Below are 22,283 nucleotides of genomic sequence, written 5' to 3' on the forward strand. Positions count from 1 at the left end.
TCAGGAGGTCAGGCAGTCAGGCGGTCTCGGGGATGAGGGCCGTGATGCGCAGATGCGCCCGGACCCAGTCGTTGAAGGCGTCGGGCTGCTCCTGGTTGGCCAGGTGCCCGGCGCCGGCGAGGATCACAAAGACCCCGCGGCGCAGCGCGCCCGCGATGGCCTGGGCGGCGTCGACTCCGGTGACGGTGTCGTGCTCGCCGCAGAGGACCAGGACGGGTACGTCGATACCGGGCAGCTCCGGCCCGAGGTCGGTGGCGGCCATCGACTCGGTGGACCAGCCGTAGCCGGGCAGACGGATGGCTGCGGCCATGGTGTCGACGGCGGTCTGCACCAGGTCTGCGGGCGCGTCCGGGGAGAGCAGCCGCGGGGCGCGCTGCTCGGCGAAGGCCCGCGGGCCGTCCTCGGCGAGCCGGGCCGCCCGGGAGCGCATGGCGGCGGCCCTGTCCGGGTCGCTGCCGGAGCCGAAGCTGCTGTCGGCGACGACCAGGCTGTCGACCAGGTCCGGGTGGCGCAGGGCGAGCCGCATGGCGATCACCCCGCCCCAGGAGACTCCGATGACATGGGCGCTGCGGTCGCGTTCGCGGATCACCGCGGCCGCGGCGTCGGCGTAGGCGTCCAGGTCCAGCGGCTGCGCCGGGTCGGCGGAGCGGCCGTAGCCCGGCGCGTCCCAGGCCACCACCCGGGCGACGCCGGACAGGCCCGCCAGCTGGGCGGCGAAGGCGGCGGAGGAGGAGCCGATGCCGTGCAGGCACAGGATCAGCGGCCCGGCGGTGCCGGCCTCCTCGACATGGACGTCGGCGCTGGTCACAGGATCTGCCCGGGCCGGCCGACGATCGCCGCGAGGCTGCGCAGCACCGCGTGGGGGACGATCCGGCTGGTGGCCGGGTTGACCGGGTCGGGCACGTGGTTGACCTCGAAGCGGTAGCTGCCGTGCTCGCCGTGCGCCTCGATGAGGTGCCGGGTGAGGGTGGCGGAGGGGTCCGCCACCACGCTGACCTCGACCTGGTCGGGGTCGCCGACGGCCAGCGCCACCGAGGCGGCGACATTGGTGGAGCGGGGGAACTTCACGGGGACGTCGCGGGCGGTGCCGCGCATCACCTCGACGGGGCCGGTGGCGGTGCGCAGGCGGTGCAGCAACTCCTCGTCCATCCAGGGCTGTTCGAGGGTGCCGGGGAGTTTGGTGGTGGTCAGCCGCACCCGGTGCGGCCTGCCCAGGGAGCGGGCGGCCTGCAGCAGGTCGAGTCCGCCGACGGCGCCGCCGGTGAAGTAGACCCGGCCGGGCCCGGTGCCGGTGAGGGTCCGGGCGAGGGCGTCGTCGGTGAGCGCCCCGGTGGAGGCGACCAGCAGATCGGCGCCGGCGGCGAGGATACGTGCGCCGTGCTCGCGGACGAACGCCTGCCCGGCGGCCTCGACGACCAGGTCGCACTCCTCGACGGCCTGGTCGATGGTGACCTGGGGGGCGCTGATGCCGACCACGGGGCGGTTGTCGACGACGCAGGCCAGTTCGGCGCCGGGGACGGCGCCCTCGGCGATCGCTGTGGCGACGACCCGTCCGATGGCGCCCAGGCCGACGACGCAGACCCGGCGGACGGCGCGCGCTCCGGCGCGCACGGCGGGGGTGCCCTGGGTGGCGGTCATACGGTCGCCTCCTGGGGTGCTGCGGCGGCGGGCCGGGTGGTGAGCGGGCCGGGGTCGGGGACGCCGGCCATGTGGCGCCGGATGTCGGCGGACGGCGCGCCTGCGGTGCCCCACAGGTCGGAGAGTTCCGGGACCCGGCGCCAGACCTTGGCGATCCAGGCGTCCTCGACGATCTGGGCGACCTCGGAGGTGTACTCGCAGACCAGTCCGGCCGGGTCGGTGAAGTAGGAGAAGGTGTTGTTGCCCGGCCCGTGGCGTCCCGGTCCCCACTGGGGGGTGATGCCGTGGTGGCGCAGCCGTCCGAGTCCGCGCATGAAGTGGTCGACGGAGGTCATCTCATAGGCGACGTGGTTGAGGGAGGCCCACTCGGCCTGGTTGAAGGCGATGCAGTGGTGGTCGGAGTTGCAGCGCAGAAACGCCATCTGGTGCTCGGACCAGTCGGAGACGCGCATCCCGAGGACCTGGCAGTAGAAGGCGACCGAGGCATCGATGTCGGTGGTGTTGAGGACGGTGTGGGTGACGCCGACCGGCAGGGCCGCGTCCCGTCCGCGGGGGGCCACCGCTTCGACGTTGGCGCTGAGTTCGATCAGCCGCCCCTCGGGGTCGGTGAAGCGCAGCCCGTATCCGCCGCCGACCTGGTCCAGCGGTCCCGGTCCGAAGACCGGGGTGATGCCGCGGGCGACCAGCCGGCGGGCCGCCTGGTCGATCTCCGCGGGGGTGCCGACGGCGAAGCTGATCCGGCCGATGCCGTTCTGCTCGGCCCGGCTGAGGGTGAGCACATGGTGCTCGTCGCCGGTGCCGCGCAGCCAGCTGGTGTCCCCGTCGGCCTCGACGACCTCCAGGCCCCAGGCCTCGGCGTAGAAGTCGGCGCACACGGCCGGCGTGGGCACGCGCAGCTCCACCGCGCGCAGTCGCCGCAGCCGGGCGATCGGCTCATGGTGCACAACGTCCTCCTGATGAGTGGTTCGCGGGTGGGTGCGCGCCGGTCACAGCGCCCAGGGCAGCGGGGTGCTGCGGGTGCCGAAGTAGAGGGACTTCTGCCGCTGGTAGCCGCGCAGCCAGCCGATGCCCTTCTCGCTGCCGAGCCCGCTCTCCTTCATCCCGCCGAAGGGGGTGGAGGAGCTGAACTGCTTGTAGGTGTTGATCCAGACGGTGCCCGCCTCGATCCGCCGGGCGACCCGCCAGGCGCGGCCGAGGTCGCGTGTCCAGAGGCCGCAGGCGAGTCCGTAGACGGAGTCGTTGGCCTGCTCGACCAGGTCGTCCTCGCCGTCGAAGGGCAGCGCGACGAGCACCGGGCCGAAGATCTCCTCCTGGCAGGTGCGCGAGGTGTTGGGCAGGCCGTCGAGCACGGTCGGCAGGTAGTACGCGCCCTTGGCGTACTCCTCGCCCTCGGGGGCGGCTCCGCCGCAGAGCACCCGGGCGCCCTCCTGGCGTGCCAGGTCGACATGGGCGGCGACGCTGTCGCGGTGCCGGTGGTGGACCATCGGCGCGACCTGGGTGTCGGGGGACGTGCCCGGCCCCACCCGCAGCTTGCGGGTGCGGGCGACGAGTTCGCCGAGGAACTCGTCGTAGCGCTCGCGGGCGATGAAGAGCCGGGAGCCGGCGATGCAGCTCTGCCCGCTGGAGGAGAAGATGCCGAACATCACGCCGGCCAGCGCCTGCTCCAGGTCGGCGTCCTCGAAGACGATGGTGGGCGACTTGCCGCCGAGCTCCAGCGAGACCGGCATCAGCTTCTCCGCGGCGACCCTGGCGATGCCGCGGCCGGTCGTGGTGCCGCCGGTGAAGGTCACCTTGCCGATGGCGGGGTGGCGGACGATGGCGTCGCCGACGACGCGGCCGGGTCCGGGGAGGATGGACACCAGTCCGTCGGGGAGTCCGGATTCGGTGATGAGGCGGCCCAGTGCCAGCGAGGTCAGCGGGGTCCAGTCGGCGGGCTTCAGCAGCACGGCGTTGCCGGCGGCGAGCGCCGGGGCGATCTTCTGGGCGTCGCTGGCGACGGGCGAGTTCCAGGGGGCGATGGCGCCGATGACACCGATCGGCTCATGGGTGCTGACGGTGACGTAGTCGCCGCGGGACGGGGTGACGGCGTCCTCTGCGGTCTCCAGGACCGCGGCCGCGTAGCGGAAGGTTCCGGCGGCGCTGGCCACCAGGGCGTGCGTCTCGGACCGGCTCTTTCCGGTGTCCGCGGTCTGGACGGCGGAGAGGTGGTCGGCGTCCCGTTCGACGAGGTCGGCGATCCGGTGCAGACAGCGGGCGCGCAGATGGGGGGCGAGGTCCCGCCAGGCGGGGTCGGCCGCGGCGTGCCTGGCTGCCTCCGCCGCGGTGTCCACGTCCTCGGCCGATGCCGTGTGGAGGCGGGCGATCACCTCGCCCGTGGCGGGGTCGGTGATGTCGCCGGCCGGACCGCCGCCGCGCGTCCAGCGACCGGCGACGAGTATCTCGTCCTGGGGCAGCTCGGGCATGCGCGCACTCCTTCGACGGTGTCGGGGCGGGGTCTGCGGTCCCTGCCCCGAGAGAACCTCAAGCACTAAGAACCTAAGTGCTTAACTATTTGCATGCAAGAGGGCTTTGCGGATTTCTGTACGCGGGAGCCGCCCCCGGACAGGAGATGAGGGCAGCTCAGAGGCCCCGGACCGGCCGGCGCTCAGCCCTCGGGGTGGCGGGTGTCCTCCAGGGAGCGCTCCAGGGAGCCCAGCAACTGGGCCAGCCGGTCGCGCTGGGCCTGACTGAGCCCGGCGAGCATGTCCAGCTCGTTGGCGAAGTGGTCGCTCACCGCCTCGTCGACCACGGCCAGGCCCTTCGGGGTGAGCCGGAGATAGACGATACGGCGGTCCTCGTCATCGCGCTCACGCACGATCAGCCCGGCCTTCTCCAGCCGGTCGGCGCGCAGCGAGATCCCGGCGGTGCTGATCAGACCGGCGGCGGCCAGATCGCCCGCGGTACGGCGGTACGGCTCGCCCGCCCGGCGCAGCGCGGCGAGCACATCGAAGGCGGCGATATTGATGCCGTGCTGCTCCAGCACCCGGCCGATCTGCCCCTGGTAGCGCAGGAAGCACCGGTGCAGCCGCCCGAACACCGCCATCGCGGAGGCGTCCACATCGGGGCGCTGGACGCTCCACTCGTGCAGGATGCGGTCCACCGCGTCCGGCCCGACCTGCCCGTTTCGCGCCATGAATCGTCCACTCCGCTGCGACTGCCAGGATCCCCCGGATCGTCAATATCTTAGTGTCAAGACGTTCGCGGGAGTCCACCGCCGTCGGAGCCGTGCACGGGGCCGTCCAGCGCGGCGAGCGGCACCCCGCTGCCCCCTCGGCGCGCCGCGACCAGTTCCGCCGCGATCGACACCGCGGTCTCCTCGGGGCCGTGCGCCCGTAGGTCCAGTCCGATCGGCGAGCGCAGCCGGGCCAGCTCGGCACGGGAGAGGCCTGCCTCCCGCAGCCGGGCCATCCGCTCCTCATGGGTCCGGCGGCTGCCCATCGCCCCGACATACCCGGCCCGGCTGCGCAGCGCGGCCGCCAGCAGCGGGACGTCGAACTTGGCGTCATGGGTGAGCGCGCAGATCGCGGTGGTCCCGTCGATCTCGGCCGCAAGCTTCTCCAGATGGCGGTGCGGCCAGTCCACCACGACCTCGTGCGCCTCCGGGAAGCGCTCGGCGGTGGCGAAGACCGGGCGGGCGTCGCACAGCGTCACCCGGTAGCCCAGGAAGGCCCCGACCCCGGTGAGCGCCCGGGCGAACTCCACCGCGCCGTAGACCAGCAGCCGGGGCGGAGTGGCGAGGGACTGCACAAAGACCTCGCACTCCCCTGCGGCACAGCGCCCGTCACCGGCCGCGACCGGCGCTCCGTCGCCCCCCAGGCGGAGGATCCCGGTGGCCCCGCGGGAGAGCATTCCGCGCGCCGCCCGCGCGGCGGCACGGTCCAGTCCGGCGCTGCCGAGGCCGCCGCCGAGCAGCGCGTCGGAGGTGACCGCCAGCGCCCGGCCGGGCAGGCAGTCGCCGTCGAGGGTGGTGACGAGCGCGACCGGGCGGTCTGCTGCGGCGGCGGCCGCCAGCTGCGCCCAGGGCTCGTCCGGGTCCACCGGGCGCACCAGCACCTCGATGGTCCCACCGCAGCTCAGCCCCACCCCGAAGGCATCGTCGTCACCCACCCCGTAGCTCTCCCGCGCGGGCAGCCCGGTCGCCAGCACCTGCTGTGCGAGGTCGAAGACGGCGGCCTCCACACATCCGCCGGAGACGCTTCCGGCGACCCGCCCGTCCTCGGAGACCAGCATGGCGGCGCCCGGGGGCCGCGGAGCCGAGGACCAGGTGCGCACCACGGTCGCCAGTGCGAAGCGCCGGCCCGCACTGCGCCATGCGGCGGCCTGTTCCAGAATGCGTCGCATGGCGCTCACCTCTGATCCGACCTGGGCCCTTGCCAAGCCGAAACCTTAGCGTAAATCATCTAAGCTATTAGATATATGCACGGCTGCCGCTCCCGGACCAGAGCGCGGTCATGATCCGAGAGCCCAGGTGGTTGCCGCGTGAAACCCCCACCCTTCGACTACACCGCGCCCGGACGGGTGGCCGATGTGCTCGCCCTGCTGGCCGACGAGGAGCGCGAGGCCAAGGTCATCGCCGGTGGCCAGTCGCTGATCCCGATGCTGAACATGCGGCTGGCCCGCCCCGAGGTGCTGGTGGACATCACCAGGATCCCGGAGCTTTCCCGCAGCCATGTCGACGCCGACGGCGCACTGCACCTCGGAGCCGCCGTACGGCAGGCCGCCGCCGCGGCCGACCCCGTCGTACGCAAGGGCTGGCCCCTGCTCGCCGCCGCGATCCGGCACATCGGCCACCCCCAGATCCGCAACCGCGGCACCGTCTGCGGCAGCCTCGCCCACCACGACCCCGCGGCCGAACTGCCCTCCGCCGCCCTCGCCCTGGACGCCCGCTTCGAGATCGCCGGTCCCGGGGGAACCCGCACGGTCGCCGCCGAGGACTTCTTCGTCAGCACCTTCCAGACCGCCCTGGAAGCGGACGAGCTGCTGACCGAGGTCGTGTTCCCGCCGCAGGCCGGGCCGGGCTGGGCCTTCGAGGAACTGACCCGCCGCCACGGGGACTTCGCCACCGTGGGCGTCGCCGTGCTGCTCGGCCGGAGCGCTGCCGACGGCACTGTCGAACGGGCCCGGGTGGTCTTCTGCGGCGCCGGCCCGGTGCCCGTACGCTGCACCGCCGCCGAGGACGCCCTGACCGGCACCGACGGCGGCGAGCAGGCGCAGGCCGCGGCCGCCGAGGCGGTCCTGGCCGGCCTGAACCCGCCCTCGGACGTCCACGCCGGCGCCCGCTACCGGCGGGAAGCCGCCGCCGTCCTGCTCACCCGCGCCTGCACCGCCGCATTGGAGCGCCGCCGATGACCCCGCCCCAGCACCAGGCCGCCAGGTCCGCGGCCGCTCCCCCGCTCACCGAGCCCACCGCCTGGCACGAAGTGCAGCTCTCCGTCAACGGCGAGGCCGTCCACGCCCAGGTCGAGTCCCGGCTGCTGCTCAGCGACTTCCTGCGCACCCGGCTCCGGCTGACCGGGACACACGTCGGCTGCGAGCACGGCGTCTGCGGCGCCTGCACGGTGCTGCTGGACGGACAGCCCGTGCGCTCCTGCCTCACCCTCGCGGTGCAGTGCGAGGGGGTGGAGGTGCGCACAGTGGAGGGCCTGGCCCCGGACGACGCCCCGCTGACCCCCGTGCAGCAGGCGTTCACCGACTGCCACGGCATGCAGTGCGGCTTCTGCACCCCCGGATTCCTGATGACCACCACCGCGCTCACCGAGTCCGCGGAGCGCCCCGGCGAGGAGGACGTCGCCGACCACCTCAGCGGCAACCTCTGCCGCTGCACCGGCTACCGCAACATCCGGCGTGCCGTCCGGCAGGCACTCGACGACCGCTTTGGAGAGTGACGGCATGTCCCACCGCAACGGTGCGTCGCAGTACATCGGCCGCCCGCTGCCGAGGGTCGAGGACGACCGGCTGCTGCGCGGCAACGGGCGCTTCGTCGACGACATCGCCCTTCCGGGAGCCGCCGAGGCGGCCTTTCTGCGCAGTCCGCACGCGCACGCCCGGATCGTCTCCGTCGACGCGACCGCGGCCCGCGCGCTCCCCGGGGTGATCGCGGTCCACACCGCCGCCGAGATCGCCCAGCTGCCGGGGCTGCTCAACAAGGAGGAGCTGCGGACCCCACCGGGCCTGCGCGCCACCATCGACCCCATGGTGCGGTTCGAGCCCATGCCGCTGCTGGCCGGCGACAAGGTCGTCCATGGGGCCAGCCGGTGGCGATGGTCCTGGCCGAGAACCGCTATCTGGCCGAGGACGCGCTGGAGCTCATCGACGTCCGCTATCAGGCCCTGCCCGCGGTGGTCGACCCGGACGAGGCCACCGCGCCCGGTGCGCCGCTGGTCGAGGAGGCCTGGGGGGACAACACCGCACTGTCCGTCACCGCCTCGGTCGGCGACGCCGAGGCGGCCTTCGCCGAGGCCCATGCGGTGGTCAGCGAGGAGTTCTTCGCCCACCGCTATGTCGCCTCCCCGATCGAGCCCCGGGGCGTGGCCGCCGCGGTGGACCCCTACAGCGGGCAGCTGACCGTCTGGTCCTGCACCCAGACCCCGCACCGGATGCGCGACGCCGTCGCCGCCACCCTCGGGCTGGACGCCGAGGCGGTCCGGGTGATCGCCGCCGATGTGGGCGGCGGCTTCGGGCAGAAAGGCATCCTCTACGTCGAGGAGCTGCTGGTCCCGCACGCCGCCCGGGAGCTGGGCCGCCCCGTGGTGTGGCGGGAGGACCGCAATGAGAACCTCATCGCCTCCTCGCACGCCCGCGAGCAGATCCACCGCATCGAGCTGGCGGCCGACCGGGACGGGCGGCTGCTCGCGGTCCGGGACCGGATCACCGTCAACATGGGGTGCAGCAACCTGACCGGGCTGGTGGTCCCCTACAACTCGCTCTGCCATCTGGTGGGCCCCTACCGGGTGCCCAACGTCCATGTCGACGCCGTCGGAGTGCTGACCAACACCACCTACAGCACCCCCTACCGCGGGGCCGGACGCCCCGAGGCGGTCTTCGCCATGGAGCGGGCCATGGACCGGCTGGCGGTCGCCCTGGACATGGAGCCCGCGGAGCTGCGTGCGCGCAATCTGGTACGTCCCGAGGAGATGCCCTACCGGACCGGGCTGGTCGACCGCTCGGGCAAGCCCCAGTCCTACGACTCGGGCGACTTCCCCGAGTTGCTGCGGCGGGCGGTCGCCGCGGTCGATCTGGAGGCGGTGCGCAAACGGCAGCAGGCCGGAGCCGTCGACGGCCGCAGGGTCGGTGTCGGCTTCGCGATGTACATCGAGGCCACCGGCCTCGGCCCGTTCGAGACCGCACGGATCGAGGTCACCCCCGCCGGGCGGATCAGACTGGCCATCGGCACCCCCTCGCAGGGGCAGGGGCATCGCACCAGCATGGCGCAGATCGCCGCCGACGCGCTCGGTGTGCCGATGGAGTCGATCGATGTGATCGGCGGGGACACCGCGGCGGTGCCCTTCGGGGTGGGGACCATCGCCAGCCGCGCCCTGGTGAACGCCGGCAACGCCACCCACCGGGCGGGCCGGCTGGTCCGGGAGCAGATCATCGATGCGGCTGCCCGGCGCCTCGGCGTCCCCGCGGACACCCTGGACCTGGCCGGCGGCGTCATCGCGGCCAAGGCCGGGGAGGGCCCCTCGCTCACCCTCGCCGAACTCGCCCGCAGCGCGCCGCTGCCCGGCGTCCCCGAGCCCACCGACGGGCGGCACGGCTCCGAGCTCAGCGAGACCGTGCACTTCCGCCCGCCGGGGTTCGCCGTCGCCAGCGGCGCCCACGCCGTGGTGGTCGAGGTCGACGAGCGGACCGGCGAGGTCGCCATCGAGAAGTACGTCGTCGTCCACGACGCCGGCACCATCGTCAACCCGCTGATCGCGGAGGGCCAGGTCACCGGCGGCATCGCGCAGGGCATCGCCGGGGCGCTCTACGAGGAGATGGTGTACGGCCCGGACGGGCAGCCCCGCACCAGCACCTACATGGACTATCTGGTGCCCACCTCGTCGGAGATCCCCGATCTGGAGCTCGACGAGATCCACAGTCCGAGCCCGATGAACGACCTGGGCGTCAAGGGCCTCGGCGAGGGCGGTGCCATCGCCCCGCAGGCCGTGATCACCAACGCGGTGGAGGACGCGCTGCGCCCCCTGGGCGTGGTGATCCGGCGCGGCCCGCTCTCCCCTGACCGGGTACGCACCCTGGTGCGCGACGCCGATGCCTGACCTCCCCCTCCCCTCACACCGTCCCGCCCTCCCCTCACGCCGTCCCGACCCCTTGGACAACCCATGCAACTCGACCACAGCTTCACCGTCCCCGCGAGCCCCGAGGAGGCCTGGCAGCTCTTCCTGGATCTGGAGCGGGTGGCGCCGTGCATGCCCGGCGCGGTGCTCGACACCCTCGAGGGCGACGCCTTCACCGGCCGGGTCAAGGTGAAGGTCGGCGCCGTCCAGATGAGCTACAGCGGCGCCGGTACGGTCAGCCGCGACAAGGAGGCCCGGCAGATCGTGCTGGACCTCACCGGCAGCGAGACCCGCGGCGCCGGTACCGCCGCCGCCACGGTCACCGCCACCATGACCGAGGACCCGGGCGGGACGCGGGTGCGGGTGCGTACCGACCTCGACATCACGGGCCGGCCCGCCCAGTTCGGGCGCGGCATCATGGCCGAGGTCGGGGACCGTATCGTGCAGCAGTTCGCCGACCGGCTGGAGGAGCTGCTGCGCCGGCCCGCGACCGCGGACGGCGCCGCCGCTTCCGTGGCGCCGTCCGTTGCCGACCGGCCCGAGCCGGAGGCTGTGGACCTGGGCGCCGCCGTGCTGCCCGTGCTGCTGAGGAAGGCCGCCGCACCGCTGGCGGCCGCGGTGGCGGTGGTCCTGGTGGTGACTGCGGTGCGCCGCTCCAGGCGGTCCGGCACGGTCTGAGCCGCCACCCGGGAGGGCACGGTCCGATGCGCCGGCATCGGACCGTGCCCTTCGCCGCCTCCGGGCGCGCCCTGGCCCACCTGCACAAAATAACTAAGCACAAAACCATTGACCGCTTAGATAACTCCTTCTAGTGTCTGCGCAACCCCTCTGCCACTGGAAGGAACCGCATGTCCGCTGTGGCCACCAGTACCGCTGCAGGCTCCATCGCCGCCCGGATCGAGCGTCTGCCCAACTCACGCTGGCACGCCAAGGTCCGGACCGTGATCGGCGCCGTCACCTTCTTCGAGGCCTTCGACCAGCTGCTGACCGCCTCGACGCTGCCGGTGCTGAGCCGCCAGTGGCATCTGAGCACCGGCCAGGGAACCACCATCATCACCAGCAGCTCGGTGGGCATGCTGCTCGGTGCCGTCGCCGCCGGCTGGCTGGGCGACCGGATCGGCCGGGTCCGCACCGTGGCCCTCGGCGTCCTGGTCACCGCCCTCGCCAGCATCGCCGTCGCCGTCTCACCGGGCTACGCCCTCTTCCTCGCCTTCCGGTTCGTCCAGGGCCTCGGCATCGGCGGCGTCGTCCCGGTCGCCGCGACCTACATCAACGAGATCGCCCGCGCCGACCGCCGCGGCCGCTTTGTGCTGATGTACGAGCTGATCTTCCCCGCCGGCCTGGCCGTCGCCACCCTGGTGGCCAGCTGGGTGGTCCCCGCCTACGGCTGGCGGCTGCTGTTCGTCATCGGCGCCCTTCCGGCGCTCCTGGTCGCATCCCTGCAGCGGCAGGTCCCGGAGTCACCGCGCTGGCTGCTGTCGCGCGGCCGGGCCGAGGACGCCGAGCGGGTGCTCGCAGCCATCGAGCGGGAGGTCGAGCAGTCCACCGGCGACACACTGCCCGCCCCCGCCGCGGACACCGCGGCCGACGACGCCCGGGGCGGTCTGCGCGACCTGTTCACCGGCCGGTATCTGCGCCGCACCGTGGTGGTGTCCGCCCTGTGGTTCGTCGCCTACTACGTCAACCACGGCATCTCCAGCTGGCTGCCCTCGCTCTACACCAAGACCTTCGGGCTGAGCCTGCACACGGCCCTCGACTACACGCTGCTGAGCAACGTCACCGGACTGCTCGGCTGCCTCGCCGTCGCACTCCTGGTGGACCGGCTGGGACGGCGGCTGGCACTCACCGCGGGCCTCGGCGGTGCGGCCGTCGCCCTGTTCGTCCTCGCGCTCAGCGGAGCCGGCTCCGGCGGGCAGGTCGCCGTGCTGGCGTCGCTCACCACCCTGTTCGTCTACGCCACCAACGTGAGCCTCTACCTCTACACCCCGGAGCTCTACCCGACCCGCAGCCGGGCCCTGGGCTCCGCCTTCGGCGGTGTGTGGAACCGGCTGGGCATCATCGTCGGCCCCATCGTGGTCGGCGCCGTCCTCGACGGGGGCGGCAGTCTGGCGACCGTCTTCACCGAACTCGGATGCGTCGCGGTGGTCGGCGCGGTGATCGCGCTGTTCGCCGTGGAGACCAAGGGCCGCACCCTGGAGCAGCTCAACTCCTGACCGCACGGCCGGTACGGCGCCGCCTCCGAGGGGCTGCGCCGTACCGGCCGCTCTGCCGCCCGGCTGCGTCCGCCCCCGAGCGCCGCTCAGCCGGAGCCGACGGTGAGGACCATCCGGAAGCGGGCGGCTCCCGAGAGCATCCGCTCGAAGGCCTCGTTGACGTCGTCCAGCGGGGCGGTCTCGGTCATCGGGCGCACTCCCGTCCGGGCGCTGAAGGCCATGGTCTCCTCCACCTCGGCGGCGGTGCCCGAGGGATGCCCCTGCAGGGACAGGCTGGCGCCGATCAGCTGACCCGGGGTGACTTTCACGGGGTCCTGGGACAGGCCGATCACCACCAGCCGGCCCCTCGGTCGGAGTCCGTCGACGGTCGCGGACATGGCCTCCGCGTTCGCCGCCGTGGCCAGCACGGCCGCCGCTCCACCCAGTGCCTGCAGGGCCTGGGCCGGGTCGGCGGCGGTGCTGTCGATGTAGTGGTCCGCACCCAGCTGCCGGGCGAGGGCCTCCTTGTCGGCGCCACGTGCGATGGCGACCGTCTCAAAGCCCATCTTTGCGGCGTACTGGACGCCGAGATGACCCAGACCGCCGACCCCGAGCACGGCCACCAGGTCGCCTGCGCGTGCACCGCTGGTCCGCAACCCCATGAACGAGGTCACCCCGGCGCAGCCCAGCGGGGCCGCGTCCACTGCGGACAGGCCGTCGGGGATGCGGGCCAGGGCCTCCACGGGGGCCACCATGTGGGTGGCGTAGCCGCCGTCGTAGGCCCAGCCGGGAACCCTCAGGTTGCGGCAGTCGATGAAGTCGCCCTGCCGGCAGGGGCCGCAGTACCCGCACTGCCCCCCGAACCATCCGACCTCGACCCGCTCGCCGACCTTCCACCGCTGCACGCCGTCACCGACCGCATCGATCCGCCCGGCCACCTCATGTCCGGTGACCAGCGGGAACGTCACCCCGGGAAACGGTGTCTCAACGAAAACCGCGTCCGTGTGGCAGATACCGCACGCCTCCACGGCGATGCGCACATGGCCGGGGCCGGGCTGCGGCAGCTCGCGCTCGACCACCTCGAACCTACCGCCCGGCTCGGTGACCTGGGCGACCCGCATGACGGTCATGGTGGGTCCTTCCGAAGGGTTCGGCTGGGGTGGGGGGAAGTCCTCCCCATTCTGGTCCCGGCGTTCTCACCGCGCGCGCCGAGTCCCGGTGCCGATCCGTCCGGGCACGGCAGGGGAGCGGCCCTCACGCGCCGGGCCGGGACGCGGATGCCGCCCGCCACGTGCACGATGGAAGGGGTGGGTGGTGTCGTCCGAGCCGCTGCGGGTCCGGGAGCTGCGGGGCTGCGCGGGCCCGGCGGCGGTGACCACCGAGGAGGCCGAGGATGAACCCTGCATTGCTGGTCCGCGAGGCGATGGCCACCCGGCTGGTCACCGTCCCGCCGTACACCTCGCTCACCGACGTCGCCGCCTGTATGCGCGACGCCGACGTCGGGTGCGTCCTCGTCGCCTCCGGCGACACCCTCCATGGCGTGATCACGGACCGTGACATCACCGTCCGTATCACCGCGGAGGGTCTGATCGCCGGCGCTGCCACAGCCCACCAGGCAGCCTCCGGGAGCCTCGTCACCGTCGGGCCCGACGCCAGCATCTGCGAAGCGTCCGCGCTGATGTGCGCCCATGCCGTGCACCGGCTCCCCGTGGTGGAGGAGGGACGGCTCATCGGCCTGCTCTCCCTCTCCGACATCGCCGACACCCCGCATGCGCAGGAGATACTCGTCGCCCTCGTCTGCGCGCATGCCAACCACTGACCGGCGCACCGGAGGCCCGGCAGCACTGCGGCAGCCCGGGGAGAGCCTGCTTCCACGCTCCCGGGCAGCCCTCAGCGGACGGCGAAGACATAGCCGCTGAACCAGGTGGGGAAGGCCCGGCACAGGTCGGCGGGCCCCTCCAGACTCACGGCACCCGACCGCAGCAGCCTCGGCCACTCGACCTCGCCGAGCCAGTAGCGGGTCATCGCCTCCAGGTCGGCGCGCACCCGGAGGTCGACCGGATAGCCGGCCTGGTCGCGGCAGACGGTGACGGCCGGCCGGTCCACATGCAGATACAGCCGCTCCGGGTCGGCCTCCGGGAAGACGAACTCGACCACGGTGCGCCCGGCAGGGAGGTTCTCCACGTGGGTTCGCCGCCTCAGGTCCCAGGTGAGCACCTCGGGGTCGAGATGCTCGGGGAGCAGGCCGCGGCGGTCCCACTCCATGGCCCACGCCCCCAGCTCCCTGACCACCGGCTGGAGGGCGCGCCCGGCTTCGGTGAGACGGTAGCCGTCCGCCGCGGTGCGCTCCACCACACCTGCGGCCTGCAGGGTTTTGAGGCGGGCGGAGAGCATGGTGCGCGAGATACGCGGCAGCCCGCACTGGAGATCGGTGAAGCGCCGTGCGCCCAGCAGCAGCTCACGTACGACGAGGAGGGTCCAGCGCTCCCCCAGTACCTCCAGCGCCCTGGCAACCGCGCAGAACTGTCCGTAGCCCGTCATGCGGCCATCGTAGTGGTACGGAATCCGTACTGGAATGCCGCTGACCGGGGACTCCACAATGAGGCCATGAGCGAATCCGTCACCCGTACGCACAGCTGGGTCCCCCCGACGCCTCCTGCAGAGGTCGCGCACCTCTCCGGCGAGGAGTTCCTCCGCGCCATCGTGGAAGGGCGCATCGCCCCTCCCCCGATCGCCGGCACGCTCGGTTTTGAACTCACCGACGTCAAACCGGGCTCCGCGGTCTTCGAGGGGCAGACCGGCGAGCACCTGTACAACCCGCTCGGCACAGTCCACGGCGGCTATCTGGCCACCCTGCTGGACTCCGCGCTCGGCTGCGCGGTGATGAGCCTGCTGCCCGCCGGCATCGGGTACACAACGGTGCAGCTCAACGTCAATATGGTGCGCGCCGTCCACGCCGGCGTCGGACTGCTGCGCTGCGAGGCGCAGACCGTGCACGTCGGGCGCACCATCGGCACCGCGGAGGCCCGGGTCGTCGGCCTCGAGACGGGCAAGCTGTATGCGCACGCCACCACCACCTGCGCGATCTTCCCTTTGAAGTCCGGCTGAGCACCGCCCCACGGGGCCGCAACCGGCCGCCGCCGGCCAGGCCCTGCTGGGCCGCGCGGTCCACGCCGGTGCGGTACGGCCGCCGCAGCTGCCCTCGCCGGCGCCCGGGGACGACTTTCCGCGCACCGAGGACGGACTTCTCTCGCTGCTGCCGTCAGCCGGCCTGCGGGACGCCGGCTGCGAGACCCTGCGTTGGGACCACCGGGCGAGCGCCCAGGAGTGGTGGAGCGGCCCTGCGGCCTGGGTGGCCTCGATCGGCCAGATCGTGGTGGGTCGGCCGCCCGGGACCCGCACGGAGATCAAGCGCCACTTCGATCTGCTGAGCGCGGAGTCCGCCGGGCCCGACGGCCTGCCGGCACTCCCGCACGCCGCTCTGCCGGCCCAGGCCCGGCACTGACCCCCGGCCGGGACCGGGACCCGAAGCGGCCGCCCGGCACCACAGGTGCCCGGGCGGCCGCTCAGTCGCCCCTCAGCCGCCGCTCTTGCGGCGGAACGACCGCTGGCTCGCTGCCGGTCCATGGGCTCCATGGATCTTCGACGGGTCGGGGCCCGTACCTGCCGCATCGGCGTTGCCGCGGACGCCCTGCTTGCGTGCCAGGGCCTCCCGGAACCGGCGCTTCACGTCGTCACCCGTGTCGGCGCCGTCCGCCGGCCCCTCATGGTCGGACAGGACGGACTCGGTGCCCTCGTGCGATTCGGGCTCCACAGCCATGGTGGCCTCCTGGGTTCGAACGATTGGAACCCCAGCCTGTCACGCCGGACGCCTCGGGACCGCATCGCAACCCCGCACCCGCCCACCACGGCCCCGCGCCAGGACCCCGGTCGGGCGTCCGAAAGCGCGGCGGCCGGGTCAGAGCATGCCCGTCCGGCTGGTCCGCAGCTGCCCGGGGACACCCTCGATCCGGGGGGCCTCGGCCGAGTGGTGCAGCCGGTCGCGCTCCAGGGCGATCACGGCCATGTCGTCGCCCAGCGGGGCCGCCACATGGGCCAGCAGGTCGTCGGTCATCGCCTGCACCAGGGAATCCGGGCGGAAGTCCACCCAGGCCTCGGCGCGCTCCAGAAGCGGGTAGAAGGTGCCGCGGGAGTCCCGCGCCTCGGTGACCCCGTCGGTGTACAGGAGCAGCCGGTCGCCGGGGGCGAAGCGGAACGTGCTCACGGTGTAGGAGGAGGCCGCCAGTCCGCCGAGGCCCAGCGGCGGCGCGGGCTCCGCGACCTCCAGAGCGGTGACGGCTCCGTCGTGCAGCAGCAGCGGGGGAAGGTGCCCGCAGTTGACCACGTGCACCCATGGCTCCCCGTCCGGGATCTCCACCACTGCCGCGGTCACGAACCGCTCGCCGACATCGGCCTCCGGTTCGGCGTCGAAGGCGCGGGGCTCCGCCAGACCCCAGCGGACGCTGCCCTCCAGGGAGGCCACCAGCTCGGGCAGCGGGGACTGCCGATGGGCCGCGGCGCGGAAGGCGCCCAGCACCAGCTCGGTGTCGCCGATCGACCCCAGGCCCTTTCCCCGTACGTCACCGATGAGCAACCGTGTGGAGTCGCTGGTGCGGGCCACCGCGTAGAGGTCCCCGCCGACGCGTGAGCAGGCCTCGGCGGCCCGGTACGCGGAGGCGATGGACACCGCGCCCGAACGCCGCGGCAGTGGTCTCAGCACCACGCGCTGCGTCGCCTCGGACACCCGGCGCAGCCCTGCGGCCTCGATCCGGTCGCGCTCCCGCCGCCGGCTGACCAGGACCAGCGCCACCGAGAGCAGCAGCAGGGAACCCAGCTGCATCAGCACGTTCTCGCTGGTCAGCGCGTGCCGCTCGGCGGCCGCCGCGACCAGGGCCAGCACCGCCATCAGCGCGGTCACAGCCGCCAGGCGGGCACCCGCGAAGGCGGCGACAAAGGCGATGGGCACCACCAGGACATGGGCGAGGTGGACGTCCGGGGGCAGATAGAGGTCCGCGACCGGCACGGCGACGATCAACCCGGCCGCCCCCGTGATCAGGGCGCAGCCCCGCAGCCCGATGAGCTCCTGCCCAGGCTGCTTCTGCTGCGTCGGCTGGAGCCGAGCTGGGAAGCGCATGCCGGTTCTCCCTTCCCGCGCCCCGGATGCGGCGCGCCGGCGAGAATCCCCGTTCCGTTCAGTGTACGAACGCGGCGCAACAACCCATCTCTTCCCCGACGGCGGGCGGGCTCGGGCCGCCGCGGGGAACAGCCACCGGAGACGAGCGCTGTGCACAAAAAATCACGGCGGTGGGTCCCGGCTGCGCTCCCGGACGGCCAGCCCCCGGCCCTTGAGGTCCATCGGGCTCCTGGACGCGCGCAACGGCAGCCACTCCGGCCAGCACGGAGCGACCGCCCGGGCCGCCCATGTGGACGTCCATGCCCTGCCTGCGGCCGACGTTCAGCAGCAGATCGGCCGTGAAGGCGCCCCCGAGCAGGAGCAGCCCTTGCCGTTACCAGCGCCGCCCGGGGGCGGCACTAGCGGTCCTGGAGCACGGACAGGATGTTCCCCGAGGGGTCGGTGAACCAGGCGATGTAGGGGCCGCCGCCGCGGAAGACGCCCTTCTCGTCGGCCTCCAGGCCCGGGTAGCGCTCGAAGCGCACACCGCGCCGGCCGAGTTCCTCGACGGCCTGGTCGATGTCGTCGACCGGGAAGTTGAGGATGGTGAACGTGGCCGGGGTGTGGTCGGGCTTGGGGTAGGCGAGCACCTCGGTGCCCCCGGCCAGGTGCAGTCGCAGCAGGCCGTACTCCTCGGTGACCTCCACCCCGAGGGTCTCACCGTAGAAGCGCTTGGCCTCCTCGACGTCCCTGACCGCGAAACCGCTGAACGCTCGGGTGTTGCGGAACATCTCCGCTCCCTTCTCCCGACAGGGCCCTCCCGGCCGGTCGCCCCGCCGGAGCGCATCCGGGCATGGCGTGCGTCCAGCCTAGGCGCGGCGCCTCCCCGAGCCGAGTGCTCCCTGGACGACAGGCGTGTCGTGCCATGGCGCGGCCGCCCGAGGACCGGCCCGGGCCGCGTGCGGGCGTCGGGCGAGGCGGAGCCGATGCCCGACACCTGTCGGATGACCCCGGGTGACGCCCCGTGACACCGTGTCGGGGCCGCCGCCGCGGCAGTCCGGCAGGAAGGACATGCGATCCATGAACCGTAGGTCAACCCTCCTCACTCTGGCCGTGGCCGGGGCTCTGGCGGCCACCCTCATCGGTGTGTCGGCGCTGAGCTCGGCTCTGGGGGCTCGGCGTTCGGCTGCCACGACGAACCGGGCCGAGGCGAGGAGCGCCGCCGCGCTCGCCGGGCACTGGGTGGACACCTGGGTGTCGATGCCCCAGCTGACGGAGCCCAGCAATATGCCACCGGCACCGTTCACCCAGGACAACCTGGTCTTCGACGACACCACGGTGCGGCAGACCGTCCATGTGTCGGTCGGCGGGCAGAACATGAGGCTGCGGTTCTCCAACGCCTTCGGCGGGGCGGCGCTTCCGATCAGCGCGGTCTCCGTGGCGCTGCCCGCCGGTGGCAGGTCCGGTGTGAGCGCCATCCAGCCGGGGACGCAGCGGCCGGTGACCTTCGACGGCCGGACGTCGGTGTCCATCCCGGTCGGCGCGCAGATGGTCAGCGATCCGCTCGGCTTCGACCTGAAGGCCGGGTCCGACATCACCGTGACCGTCTATCTGGCCCACGGGCAGGCGTCCACCTCGATCACCTCGCACCCCGGCTCCCGGACCACGACCTATATGCAGACCGGCAACCATCTGACCGACGCCGACCTGCCCGCAGCGCCGCATGTCGACCACTGGTACTTCCTGAGCGGCGTCGAGGTGTGGTCCAGGCGCACCACCTCGGCGGCCGTGATGCTCGGTGACTCGCTGACCGACGGCCGGGGCTCCACCACCAATGGGAACGACCGCTGGCCGGACCAGCTGCTCGAACGGCTGCGGTCCCGTCCCGAGACGTCCGGGACCGCGGTCGTCAACCAGGCGGCCGGCGGCAACCGGCTGCTCAACGACGGCCTGGGCCCCAGCGGGCTCGCCCGGCTGGACCGCGATGTGCTGGCGCAGAGCGGTGTGGACTGGCTGGTGGTCTTCGAGGGTGTCAACGACATCGGTACGGCCGAGGCCACCGAGGCCGCACAGCAGCAGGTGACCGCGGATGTGATCGCGGCCTACGGGCAGATCGTCACCCGTGCGCATGCCCAGGGCATCCGGGTGTACGGGGCGACGCTCACTCCGTTCGGCGGAAACAGCTACGACGACCCCGACGGGTACCGCGAGGCGTCCCGCCAGGCGGTCAACACGTGGATCCGCACCAGCGGCCGGTTCGACAGCGTGATCGACTTCGACCGTGCGGTACGCGACCCGCAGAACCCCCGGCAGCTCTCCGCGGCATTCGATGTCGGCGATCATCTGCATCTGAACCCGCAGGGCTACGGGGTTCTCGCCGCCGCCGTACCCACCTGGCTGTTCAAGCAGCAGCCGGCGCCGCTGGACCTCGGCCTGCGGTAGTCGCAGGGGCTGCTGCCCGCCTGTGGCGCGGGCAGGAGCGACGCTGCCCCTGATGTCCCGCCGGGCATCAGGGGCAGCGCACGTTCCGGGCCGGGGTCGGCGCTGCGCGAAGGCCTGTCCGAGCGCCCGGGTCAGCGCCTCCAGGGAGGCGTCCGCCGAGGCGGCACGGTCCGGGCAGGTGCTGTCGGAGGTCATGCTGCGGCTGCCCGAGATCGCCGGTGTCCTCACCGCGGCCGAACTGACCGGCCTCTGCGATCCGGCGCGGTACACAGGGGCCGCCGGGGCACTGGTGGAGCAGGCACTGTCGGCTCCGGACGACGCTCCCGAGTGAACCGCCGGACCCGGAGGCCAGGACAGCCGTGAGCCGCGGCGTCCCGGAGCCGTATCGTCCCGTCGTTGGAGGCCGGGGCCGGGGTGTCGCCGTCGGAGCTGAAGTCCACCCCGGTCACGGTGGAGTTGTGGCCGGACAGGGCCGGCCCGGGGCTGTGGGCGTACGGATGCTTCGGATCGCAGAGCCGTACGTGCATACCGCCGGTGGGGGCCGCCAGGGCGTCGCCCGGCGGGTCGTGGCACGGGTACCCCGCCGTGCCACGACCCGCCGGGCGACGCTCCTCGGGGCGCTCAGCCCTGCCGGGCCTTCATCCGCGGATCACGCCGGTTGATGACAAAGACACGGCCGCGGCGCCGCACGACCTGCGAGCCGGGCTGCTTCTTGAGCGCGCGGAGTGAGTTTCGGACCTTCATGCGGCGTCCTCCCTCTCGGTGGACAGAACTTGTATGTGCTCCAACAGCGTCACCCCCGCAGGGATTCCGGCAGACCGTGGAGCAGCGGCCCGGCCGCGCCGGCCGGGGTGCTCGTCGGGGCGGCGCCGCGCCAGGTGCGCGGGAGCTCCTACGCCTGCCCCGCGGTGACCAGTTCGGCCCAGGCGCGGGCGAGGATGCGGTGACCCAGCGGGGTCGGATGGACTCCGTCGGCGGCGATCTGCGCCGCACCGCCGGCGGTGCGGGCGGCCTGGTTGAGCAGCCCGTCGGCGGCCAGCAGCAGGGTGTCGAACTCGTCGGCGAGACGGCGCACGGTGTGGATGCGCGGGTCGAGGTCCTCCCGCCACTGCCACTGCGCCGTGCTCACCGGGATCAGAAAGGGTTCGATGAGCATGATCCGTGCCGCGGTCTCCTCGCGGACCCGGGTGAGGATGTGGCGGTAGTCCTCCTCGTAGGCCTCGACCGAGGTGGGGTCGCCGGCGTCGTAGCGGCGCCAGGTGTCGTTGACGCCGATCATCACCGAGATCAGGTCGGGCTTCAGCGCGATGGCGTCCTCGTCCCAGCGTGCCCGCAGGTCGGCCACGCGGTTGCCGCTGATCCCCCGGTTGAGGAAGGTGATCGTGGCGTCCGGGTGCGCCCCGGCGACGATCTCGGTGGCCCGGCGGGCGTAGCCGTCGCCGAGCCCGCCGTGCGGGTCGTTGCGGCGGTCCGCGTCGGTGATGCTGTCGCCCTGGAAGAGGACGGTTGCCCGGGCGGGCAGCTTGAGGGGCATCGGGGACTCCGGGGGACGCTCTTGGGTGGTGGCGCCCCGGGCCGCGGGGCAGCGGTCGGCAGGAGCCTATCGAGCGCGCCCCGCGGCGGCCATGGCCGTTCGGGGCACATACGGGACGGGACTGGGACGGGCCTCCCCGGCCGACCGGGGAGGGTGGGGCGTGCGCTCACGGGCGGGGCCTGGTCGGCGGGCCTCGGCCTGCCGGGCGGCGGCCTGCTGCGGCTGCCGCGCTGTCCGGTCCGCACAGCGCGCCGTCCCCTCGGGGTGCCCCGCACGACAGGGGTCAGCCGGGCAGCCTCCGGAGCTTGACGGTGTTGTCGGCGCGGGTCACCGGCCGGCCGTCGGGCCCGGTCCTGACACTCTCGTACTCGTCGATGCGCAGCACCTCCCACTGGCCCTCCGGCAGGTCGAGTGCCGAGATGACCTCCTGCGGCGCGGGGAAGTGGACACCGGCGTGCGTGGCGTGTTCCCCGGCCGGGAAGCCCGCGTGTCCGACGATCAGCAGCATGCCGCCGGGCACCACGGCCGCGGCCGCGGTCCGCAGGATCCGCTCCCGCGGCAGGTCGCCGTGCGAGTGCAGGAAGTGGGCGGAGACCAGCTCGAAGGTGCCGTCGGGGAAGGCCGAGGCGAGGTCGAGCCGCTGGAAGTCGATGCGGTCGGCGACCCCCTCCGCCGCGGCGTGCCCGGCGGCCCGGTCGAGGGCGGTACGGGAGATGTCCACGGCGGTGACGCGCCACCCCTGCCGGGCGAGCCAGATCGCGTCCGCACCCTCGCCGCAGCCCAGGTCCAGGGCCCTTCCCGGCGGCAGGTCCGCTGCCTCCCGGACCAGGGCGGCATTGGGCTCCCCGCTCCAGATCCGGTCGCCCTCCGCGTAACGGGCCTCCCAGAACTCCTCGCCCGAGACGGTGCCGTCGCTCATCGCTGCGCTCCTCGTAGGTGGTCACCGGGGCCGGGTGTGCCGGCCGCCCCGTCCCCACCATGGTCGCGCCGGGGTTCGGCCGTCAGAACGG

The 22,283-nt window shown here is 73.2% G+C and carries 24 protein-coding genes and 1 pseudogene; 11 read left to right on the plus strand and 14 right to left on the minus strand.

The window, feature by feature from the left end:
- Nucleotides 1-16 precede the first annotated feature (16 nt).
- The 6 genes from AB0761_RS06410 to AB0761_RS06435 all read right to left on the minus strand — a co-directional run bounded on the left by AB0761_RS06410 (nucleotide 17) and on the right by AB0761_RS06435 (nucleotide 6,018).
- Nucleotides 17-808, minus strand: a complete 792-nt coding sequence (locus AB0761_RS06410) for an alpha/beta fold hydrolase (RefSeq protein WP_377267988.1) — start codon at nucleotides 806-808, stop codon at nucleotides 17-19.
- Entirely contained in the window at nucleotides 805-1,638 is an 834-nt protein-coding gene (locus AB0761_RS06415; protein WP_377267989.1) for an aspartate dehydrogenase domain-containing protein, read from the minus strand. Before AB0761_RS06415 ends, AB0761_RS06410 begins: the two co-directional genes overlap by 4 nt.
- Complete coding sequence (locus AB0761_RS06420; RefSeq protein WP_377267990.1) at nucleotides 1,635-2,582, minus strand: VOC family protein; 948 nt, start codon at nucleotides 2,580-2,582, stop codon at nucleotides 1,635-1,637. The genes AB0761_RS06415 and AB0761_RS06420 overlap by 4 nt, the downstream gene beginning before the upstream one ends.
- A 42-nt stretch (nucleotides 2,583-2,624) precedes the next feature.
- Nucleotides 2,625-4,100, minus strand: a complete 1,476-nt coding sequence (locus tag AB0761_RS06425) for an aldehyde dehydrogenase (protein ID WP_377267991.1) — start codon at nucleotides 4,098-4,100, stop codon at nucleotides 2,625-2,627.
- Between the two features lie 182 nt (nucleotides 4,101-4,282).
- Nucleotides 4,283-4,810, minus strand: coding sequence for a MarR family winged helix-turn-helix transcriptional regulator (locus AB0761_RS06430; protein WP_377267992.1), 528 nt, complete (start codon nucleotides 4,808-4,810; stop codon nucleotides 4,283-4,285).
- A 56-nt stretch (nucleotides 4,811-4,866) separates the two neighbouring features.
- A complete protein-coding gene (locus tag AB0761_RS06435; protein ID WP_377267993.1) occupies nucleotides 4,867-6,018 on the minus strand; it encodes an XdhC family protein in 1,152 nt (383 codons plus the stop codon).
- 138 nt (nucleotides 6,019-6,156) lie between these two features.
- On the opposite strand from AB0761_RS06435, the gene AB0761_RS06440 reads away from it, so the two are divergent.
- The 6 genes and pseudogenes from AB0761_RS06440 (at nucleotide 6,157) to AB0761_RS06465 (ending at nucleotide 12,166) form a co-directional block, all read left to right on the plus strand.
- Nucleotides 6,157-7,026 (plus strand): FAD binding domain-containing protein, encoded by an 870-nt coding sequence (locus tag AB0761_RS06440; RefSeq protein WP_377267994.1) that lies wholly within the window; start codon nucleotides 6,157-6,159, stop codon nucleotides 7,024-7,026.
- Nucleotides 7,023-7,562, plus strand: a complete 540-nt coding sequence (locus tag AB0761_RS06445; RefSeq protein ID WP_377267995.1) for a (2Fe-2S)-binding protein — start codon at nucleotides 7,023-7,025, stop codon at nucleotides 7,560-7,562. Before AB0761_RS06440 ends, AB0761_RS06445 begins: the two co-directional genes overlap by 4 nt.
- A gap of 4 nt (nucleotides 7,563-7,566) precedes the next feature.
- Nucleotides 7,567-7,746, plus strand: a pseudogene (locus tag AB0761_RS06450) (hypothetical protein); the annotation flags it as partial.
- A 191-nt stretch (nucleotides 7,747-7,937) separates the two neighbouring features.
- Nucleotides 7,938-9,935: a xanthine dehydrogenase family protein molybdopterin-binding subunit gene (locus tag AB0761_RS06455; protein ID WP_377273950.1), complete on the plus strand. Its 1,998-nt coding sequence runs from the start codon at nucleotides 7,938-7,940 to the stop codon at nucleotides 9,933-9,935.
- Nucleotides 9,936-9,998: 63 nt separating this feature from the next.
- A complete protein-coding gene (locus AB0761_RS06460) occupies nucleotides 9,999-10,631 on the plus strand; it encodes an SRPBCC family protein (protein ID WP_377267996.1) in 633 nt (210 codons plus the stop codon).
- Between the two features lie 170 nt (nucleotides 10,632-10,801).
- Nucleotides 10,802-12,166: an MFS transporter gene (locus AB0761_RS06465; protein ID WP_377267997.1), complete on the plus strand. Its 1,365-nt coding sequence runs from the start codon at nucleotides 10,802-10,804 to the stop codon at nucleotides 12,164-12,166.
- Between the two features lie 86 nt (nucleotides 12,167-12,252).
- Here the strand turns inward: AB0761_RS06465 and AB0761_RS06470 are convergent, their stop codons facing one another.
- Nucleotides 12,253-13,275 carry an alcohol dehydrogenase catalytic domain-containing protein gene (locus tag AB0761_RS06470; RefSeq protein WP_377267998.1) on the minus strand — a complete coding sequence of 341 codons (1,023 nt, stop codon included), beginning with the start codon at nucleotides 13,273-13,275 and terminating at the stop codon, nucleotides 12,253-12,255.
- A gap of 263 nt (nucleotides 13,276-13,538) precedes the next feature.
- On the opposite strand from AB0761_RS06470, the gene AB0761_RS06475 reads away from it, so the two are divergent.
- On the plus strand, nucleotides 13,539-13,964 hold the full coding sequence (locus tag AB0761_RS06475; RefSeq protein WP_377267999.1) for a CBS domain-containing protein: 426 nt from the start codon (nucleotides 13,539-13,541) through the stop codon (nucleotides 13,962-13,964).
- 71 nt (nucleotides 13,965-14,035) lie between these two features.
- On the opposite strand, the gene AB0761_RS06480 is transcribed toward AB0761_RS06475, so the two are convergent.
- Nucleotides 14,036-14,686: a winged helix-turn-helix transcriptional regulator gene (locus AB0761_RS06480; RefSeq protein WP_377268000.1), complete on the minus strand. Its 651-nt coding sequence runs from the start codon at nucleotides 14,684-14,686 to the stop codon at nucleotides 14,036-14,038.
- A 66-nt stretch (nucleotides 14,687-14,752) separates the two neighbouring features.
- Here AB0761_RS06480 and AB0761_RS06485 point away from each other — a divergent pair, with 66 nt between their 5' ends.
- Nucleotides 14,753-15,253 carry a PaaI family thioesterase gene (locus AB0761_RS06485; protein ID WP_377268001.1) on the plus strand — a complete coding sequence of 167 codons (501 nt, stop codon included), beginning with the start codon at nucleotides 14,753-14,755 and terminating at the stop codon, nucleotides 15,251-15,253.
- A 244-nt stretch (nucleotides 15,254-15,497) separates the two neighbouring features.
- Nucleotides 15,498-15,650 carry a hypothetical protein gene (locus tag AB0761_RS06490; protein WP_377268002.1) on the plus strand — a complete coding sequence of 51 codons (153 nt, stop codon included), beginning with the start codon at nucleotides 15,498-15,500 and terminating at the stop codon, nucleotides 15,648-15,650.
- 72 nt (nucleotides 15,651-15,722) lie between these two features.
- On the opposite strand, the gene AB0761_RS06495 is transcribed toward AB0761_RS06490, so the two are convergent.
- From AB0761_RS06495 to AB0761_RS06505, 3 genes are all read right to left on the minus strand, one after another.
- The gene (locus AB0761_RS06495; protein ID WP_377268003.1) at nucleotides 15,723-15,965 is read right to left on the minus strand and encodes a DUF5302 domain-containing protein; all 243 of its coding nucleotides are present in this window, start codon (nucleotides 15,963-15,965) and stop codon (nucleotides 15,723-15,725) included.
- Nucleotides 15,966-16,103: 138 nt separating this feature from the next.
- Nucleotides 16,104-17,318: a PP2C family protein-serine/threonine phosphatase gene (locus AB0761_RS06500; protein ID WP_377268004.1), complete on the minus strand. Its 1,215-nt coding sequence runs from the start codon at nucleotides 17,316-17,318 to the stop codon at nucleotides 16,104-16,106.
- Nucleotides 17,319-17,716: 398 nt separating this feature from the next.
- The gene (locus AB0761_RS06505; protein ID WP_377268005.1) at nucleotides 17,717-18,088 is read right to left on the minus strand and encodes a VOC family protein; all 372 of its coding nucleotides are present in this window, start codon (nucleotides 18,086-18,088) and stop codon (nucleotides 17,717-17,719) included.
- Nucleotides 18,089-18,377: 289 nt separating this feature from the next.
- Here AB0761_RS06505 and AB0761_RS06510 point away from each other — a divergent pair, with 289 nt between their 5' ends.
- Both AB0761_RS06510 and AB0761_RS06515 read left to right on the plus strand, forming a co-directional pair.
- Nucleotides 18,378-19,739 (plus strand): SGNH/GDSL hydrolase family protein, encoded by a 1,362-nt coding sequence (locus AB0761_RS06510; protein WP_377268006.1) that lies wholly within the window; start codon nucleotides 18,378-18,380, stop codon nucleotides 19,737-19,739.
- Nucleotides 19,740-19,917: 178 nt separating this feature from the next.
- Nucleotides 19,918-20,070 (plus strand): hypothetical protein, encoded by a 153-nt coding sequence (locus AB0761_RS06515; protein WP_377268007.1) that lies wholly within the window; start codon nucleotides 19,918-19,920, stop codon nucleotides 20,068-20,070.
- Between the two features lie 290 nt (nucleotides 20,071-20,360).
- Here the strand turns inward: AB0761_RS06515 and ykgO are convergent, their stop codons facing one another.
- The 3 genes from ykgO to AB0761_RS06530 all read right to left on the minus strand — a co-directional run bounded on the left by ykgO (nucleotide 20,361) and on the right by AB0761_RS06530 (nucleotide 22,192).
- Nucleotides 20,361-20,483 carry a type B 50S ribosomal protein L36 gene (gene ykgO / locus AB0761_RS06520; protein ID WP_377268008.1) on the minus strand — a complete coding sequence of 41 codons (123 nt, stop codon included), beginning with the start codon at nucleotides 20,481-20,483 and terminating at the stop codon, nucleotides 20,361-20,363.
- Between the two features lie 148 nt (nucleotides 20,484-20,631).
- Nucleotides 20,632-21,273: an SGNH/GDSL hydrolase family protein gene (locus tag AB0761_RS06525; protein ID WP_377268009.1), complete on the minus strand. Its 642-nt coding sequence runs from the start codon at nucleotides 21,271-21,273 to the stop codon at nucleotides 20,632-20,634.
- Between the two features lie 283 nt (nucleotides 21,274-21,556).
- Nucleotides 21,557-22,192: an SAM-dependent methyltransferase gene (locus AB0761_RS06530; RefSeq protein WP_377268010.1), complete on the minus strand. Its 636-nt coding sequence runs from the start codon at nucleotides 22,190-22,192 to the stop codon at nucleotides 21,557-21,559.
- Nucleotides 22,193-22,283: the final 91 nt, after the last annotated feature.

Origin of the sequence: Peterkaempfera podocarpi (assembly GCF_042466665.1) — a bacterium.
GTDB lineage: Bacteria > Actinomycetota > Actinomycetes > Streptomycetales > Streptomycetaceae > Peterkaempfera > Peterkaempfera podocarpi.

What these genes read in the sequence shown, in the direction of transcription:
- AB0761_RS06525 (WP_377268009.1), bottom strand. Translation starts at nt 21,273, where the DNA reads ATGCCCCTCAAGCTGCCCGCCCGGGCAACCGTCCTCTTCCAGGGCGAC.
- AB0761_RS06510 (WP_377268006.1), top strand. Translation starts at nt 18,378, where the DNA reads ATGAACCGTAGGTCAACCCTCCTCACTCTGGCCGTGGCCGGGGCTCTG.
- ykgO (WP_377268008.1), bottom strand. Translation starts at nt 20,483, where the DNA reads ATGAAGGTCCGAAACTCACTCCGCGCGCTCAAGAAGCAGCCCGGCTCG.
- AB0761_RS06530 (WP_377268010.1), bottom strand. Translation starts at nt 22,192, where the DNA reads ATGAGCGACGGCACCGTCTCGGGCGAGGAGTTCTGGGAGGCCCGTTAC.
- AB0761_RS06435 (WP_377267993.1), bottom strand. Translation starts at nt 6,018, where the DNA reads ATGCGACGCATTCTGGAACAGGCCGCCGCATGGCGCAGTGCGGGCCGG.
- AB0761_RS06485 (WP_377268001.1), top strand. Translation starts at nt 14,753, where the DNA reads ATGAGCGAATCCGTCACCCGTACGCACAGCTGGGTCCCCCCGACGCCT.
- AB0761_RS06430 (WP_377267992.1), bottom strand. Translation starts at nt 4,810, where the DNA reads ATGGCGCGAAACGGGCAGGTCGGGCCGGACGCGGTGGACCGCATCCTG.
- AB0761_RS06415 (WP_377267989.1), bottom strand. Translation starts at nt 1,638, where the DNA reads ATGACCGCCACCCAGGGCACCCCCGCCGTGCGCGCCGGAGCGCGCGCC.
- AB0761_RS06500 (WP_377268004.1), bottom strand. Translation starts at nt 17,318, where the DNA reads ATGCGCTTCCCAGCTCGGCTCCAGCCGACGCAGCAGAAGCAGCCTGGG.
- AB0761_RS06495 (WP_377268003.1), bottom strand. Translation starts at nt 15,965, where the DNA reads ATGGCTGTGGAGCCCGAATCGCACGAGGGCACCGAGTCCGTCCTGTCC.
- AB0761_RS06445 (WP_377267995.1), top strand. Translation starts at nt 7,023, where the DNA reads ATGACCCCGCCCCAGCACCAGGCCGCCAGGTCCGCGGCCGCTCCCCCG.
- AB0761_RS06465 (WP_377267997.1), top strand. Translation starts at nt 10,802, where the DNA reads ATGTCCGCTGTGGCCACCAGTACCGCTGCAGGCTCCATCGCCGCCCGG.
- AB0761_RS06425 (WP_377267991.1), bottom strand. Translation starts at nt 4,100, where the DNA reads ATGCCCGAGCTGCCCCAGGACGAGATACTCGTCGCCGGTCGCTGGACG.
- AB0761_RS06460 (WP_377267996.1), top strand. Translation starts at nt 9,999, where the DNA reads ATGCAACTCGACCACAGCTTCACCGTCCCCGCGAGCCCCGAGGAGGCC.
- AB0761_RS06505 (WP_377268005.1), bottom strand. Translation starts at nt 18,088, where the DNA reads ATGTTCCGCAACACCCGAGCGTTCAGCGGTTTCGCGGTCAGGGACGTC.
- AB0761_RS06480 (WP_377268000.1), bottom strand. Translation starts at nt 14,686, where the DNA reads ATGACGGGCTACGGACAGTTCTGCGCGGTTGCCAGGGCGCTGGAGGTA.
- AB0761_RS06455 (WP_377273950.1), top strand. Translation starts at nt 7,938, where the DNA reads ATGGTCCTGGCCGAGAACCGCTATCTGGCCGAGGACGCGCTGGAGCTC.
- AB0761_RS06470 (WP_377267998.1), bottom strand. Translation starts at nt 13,275, where the DNA reads ATGACCGTCATGCGGGTCGCCCAGGTCACCGAGCCGGGCGGTAGGTTC.
- AB0761_RS06475 (WP_377267999.1), top strand. Translation starts at nt 13,539, where the DNA reads ATGAACCCTGCATTGCTGGTCCGCGAGGCGATGGCCACCCGGCTGGTC.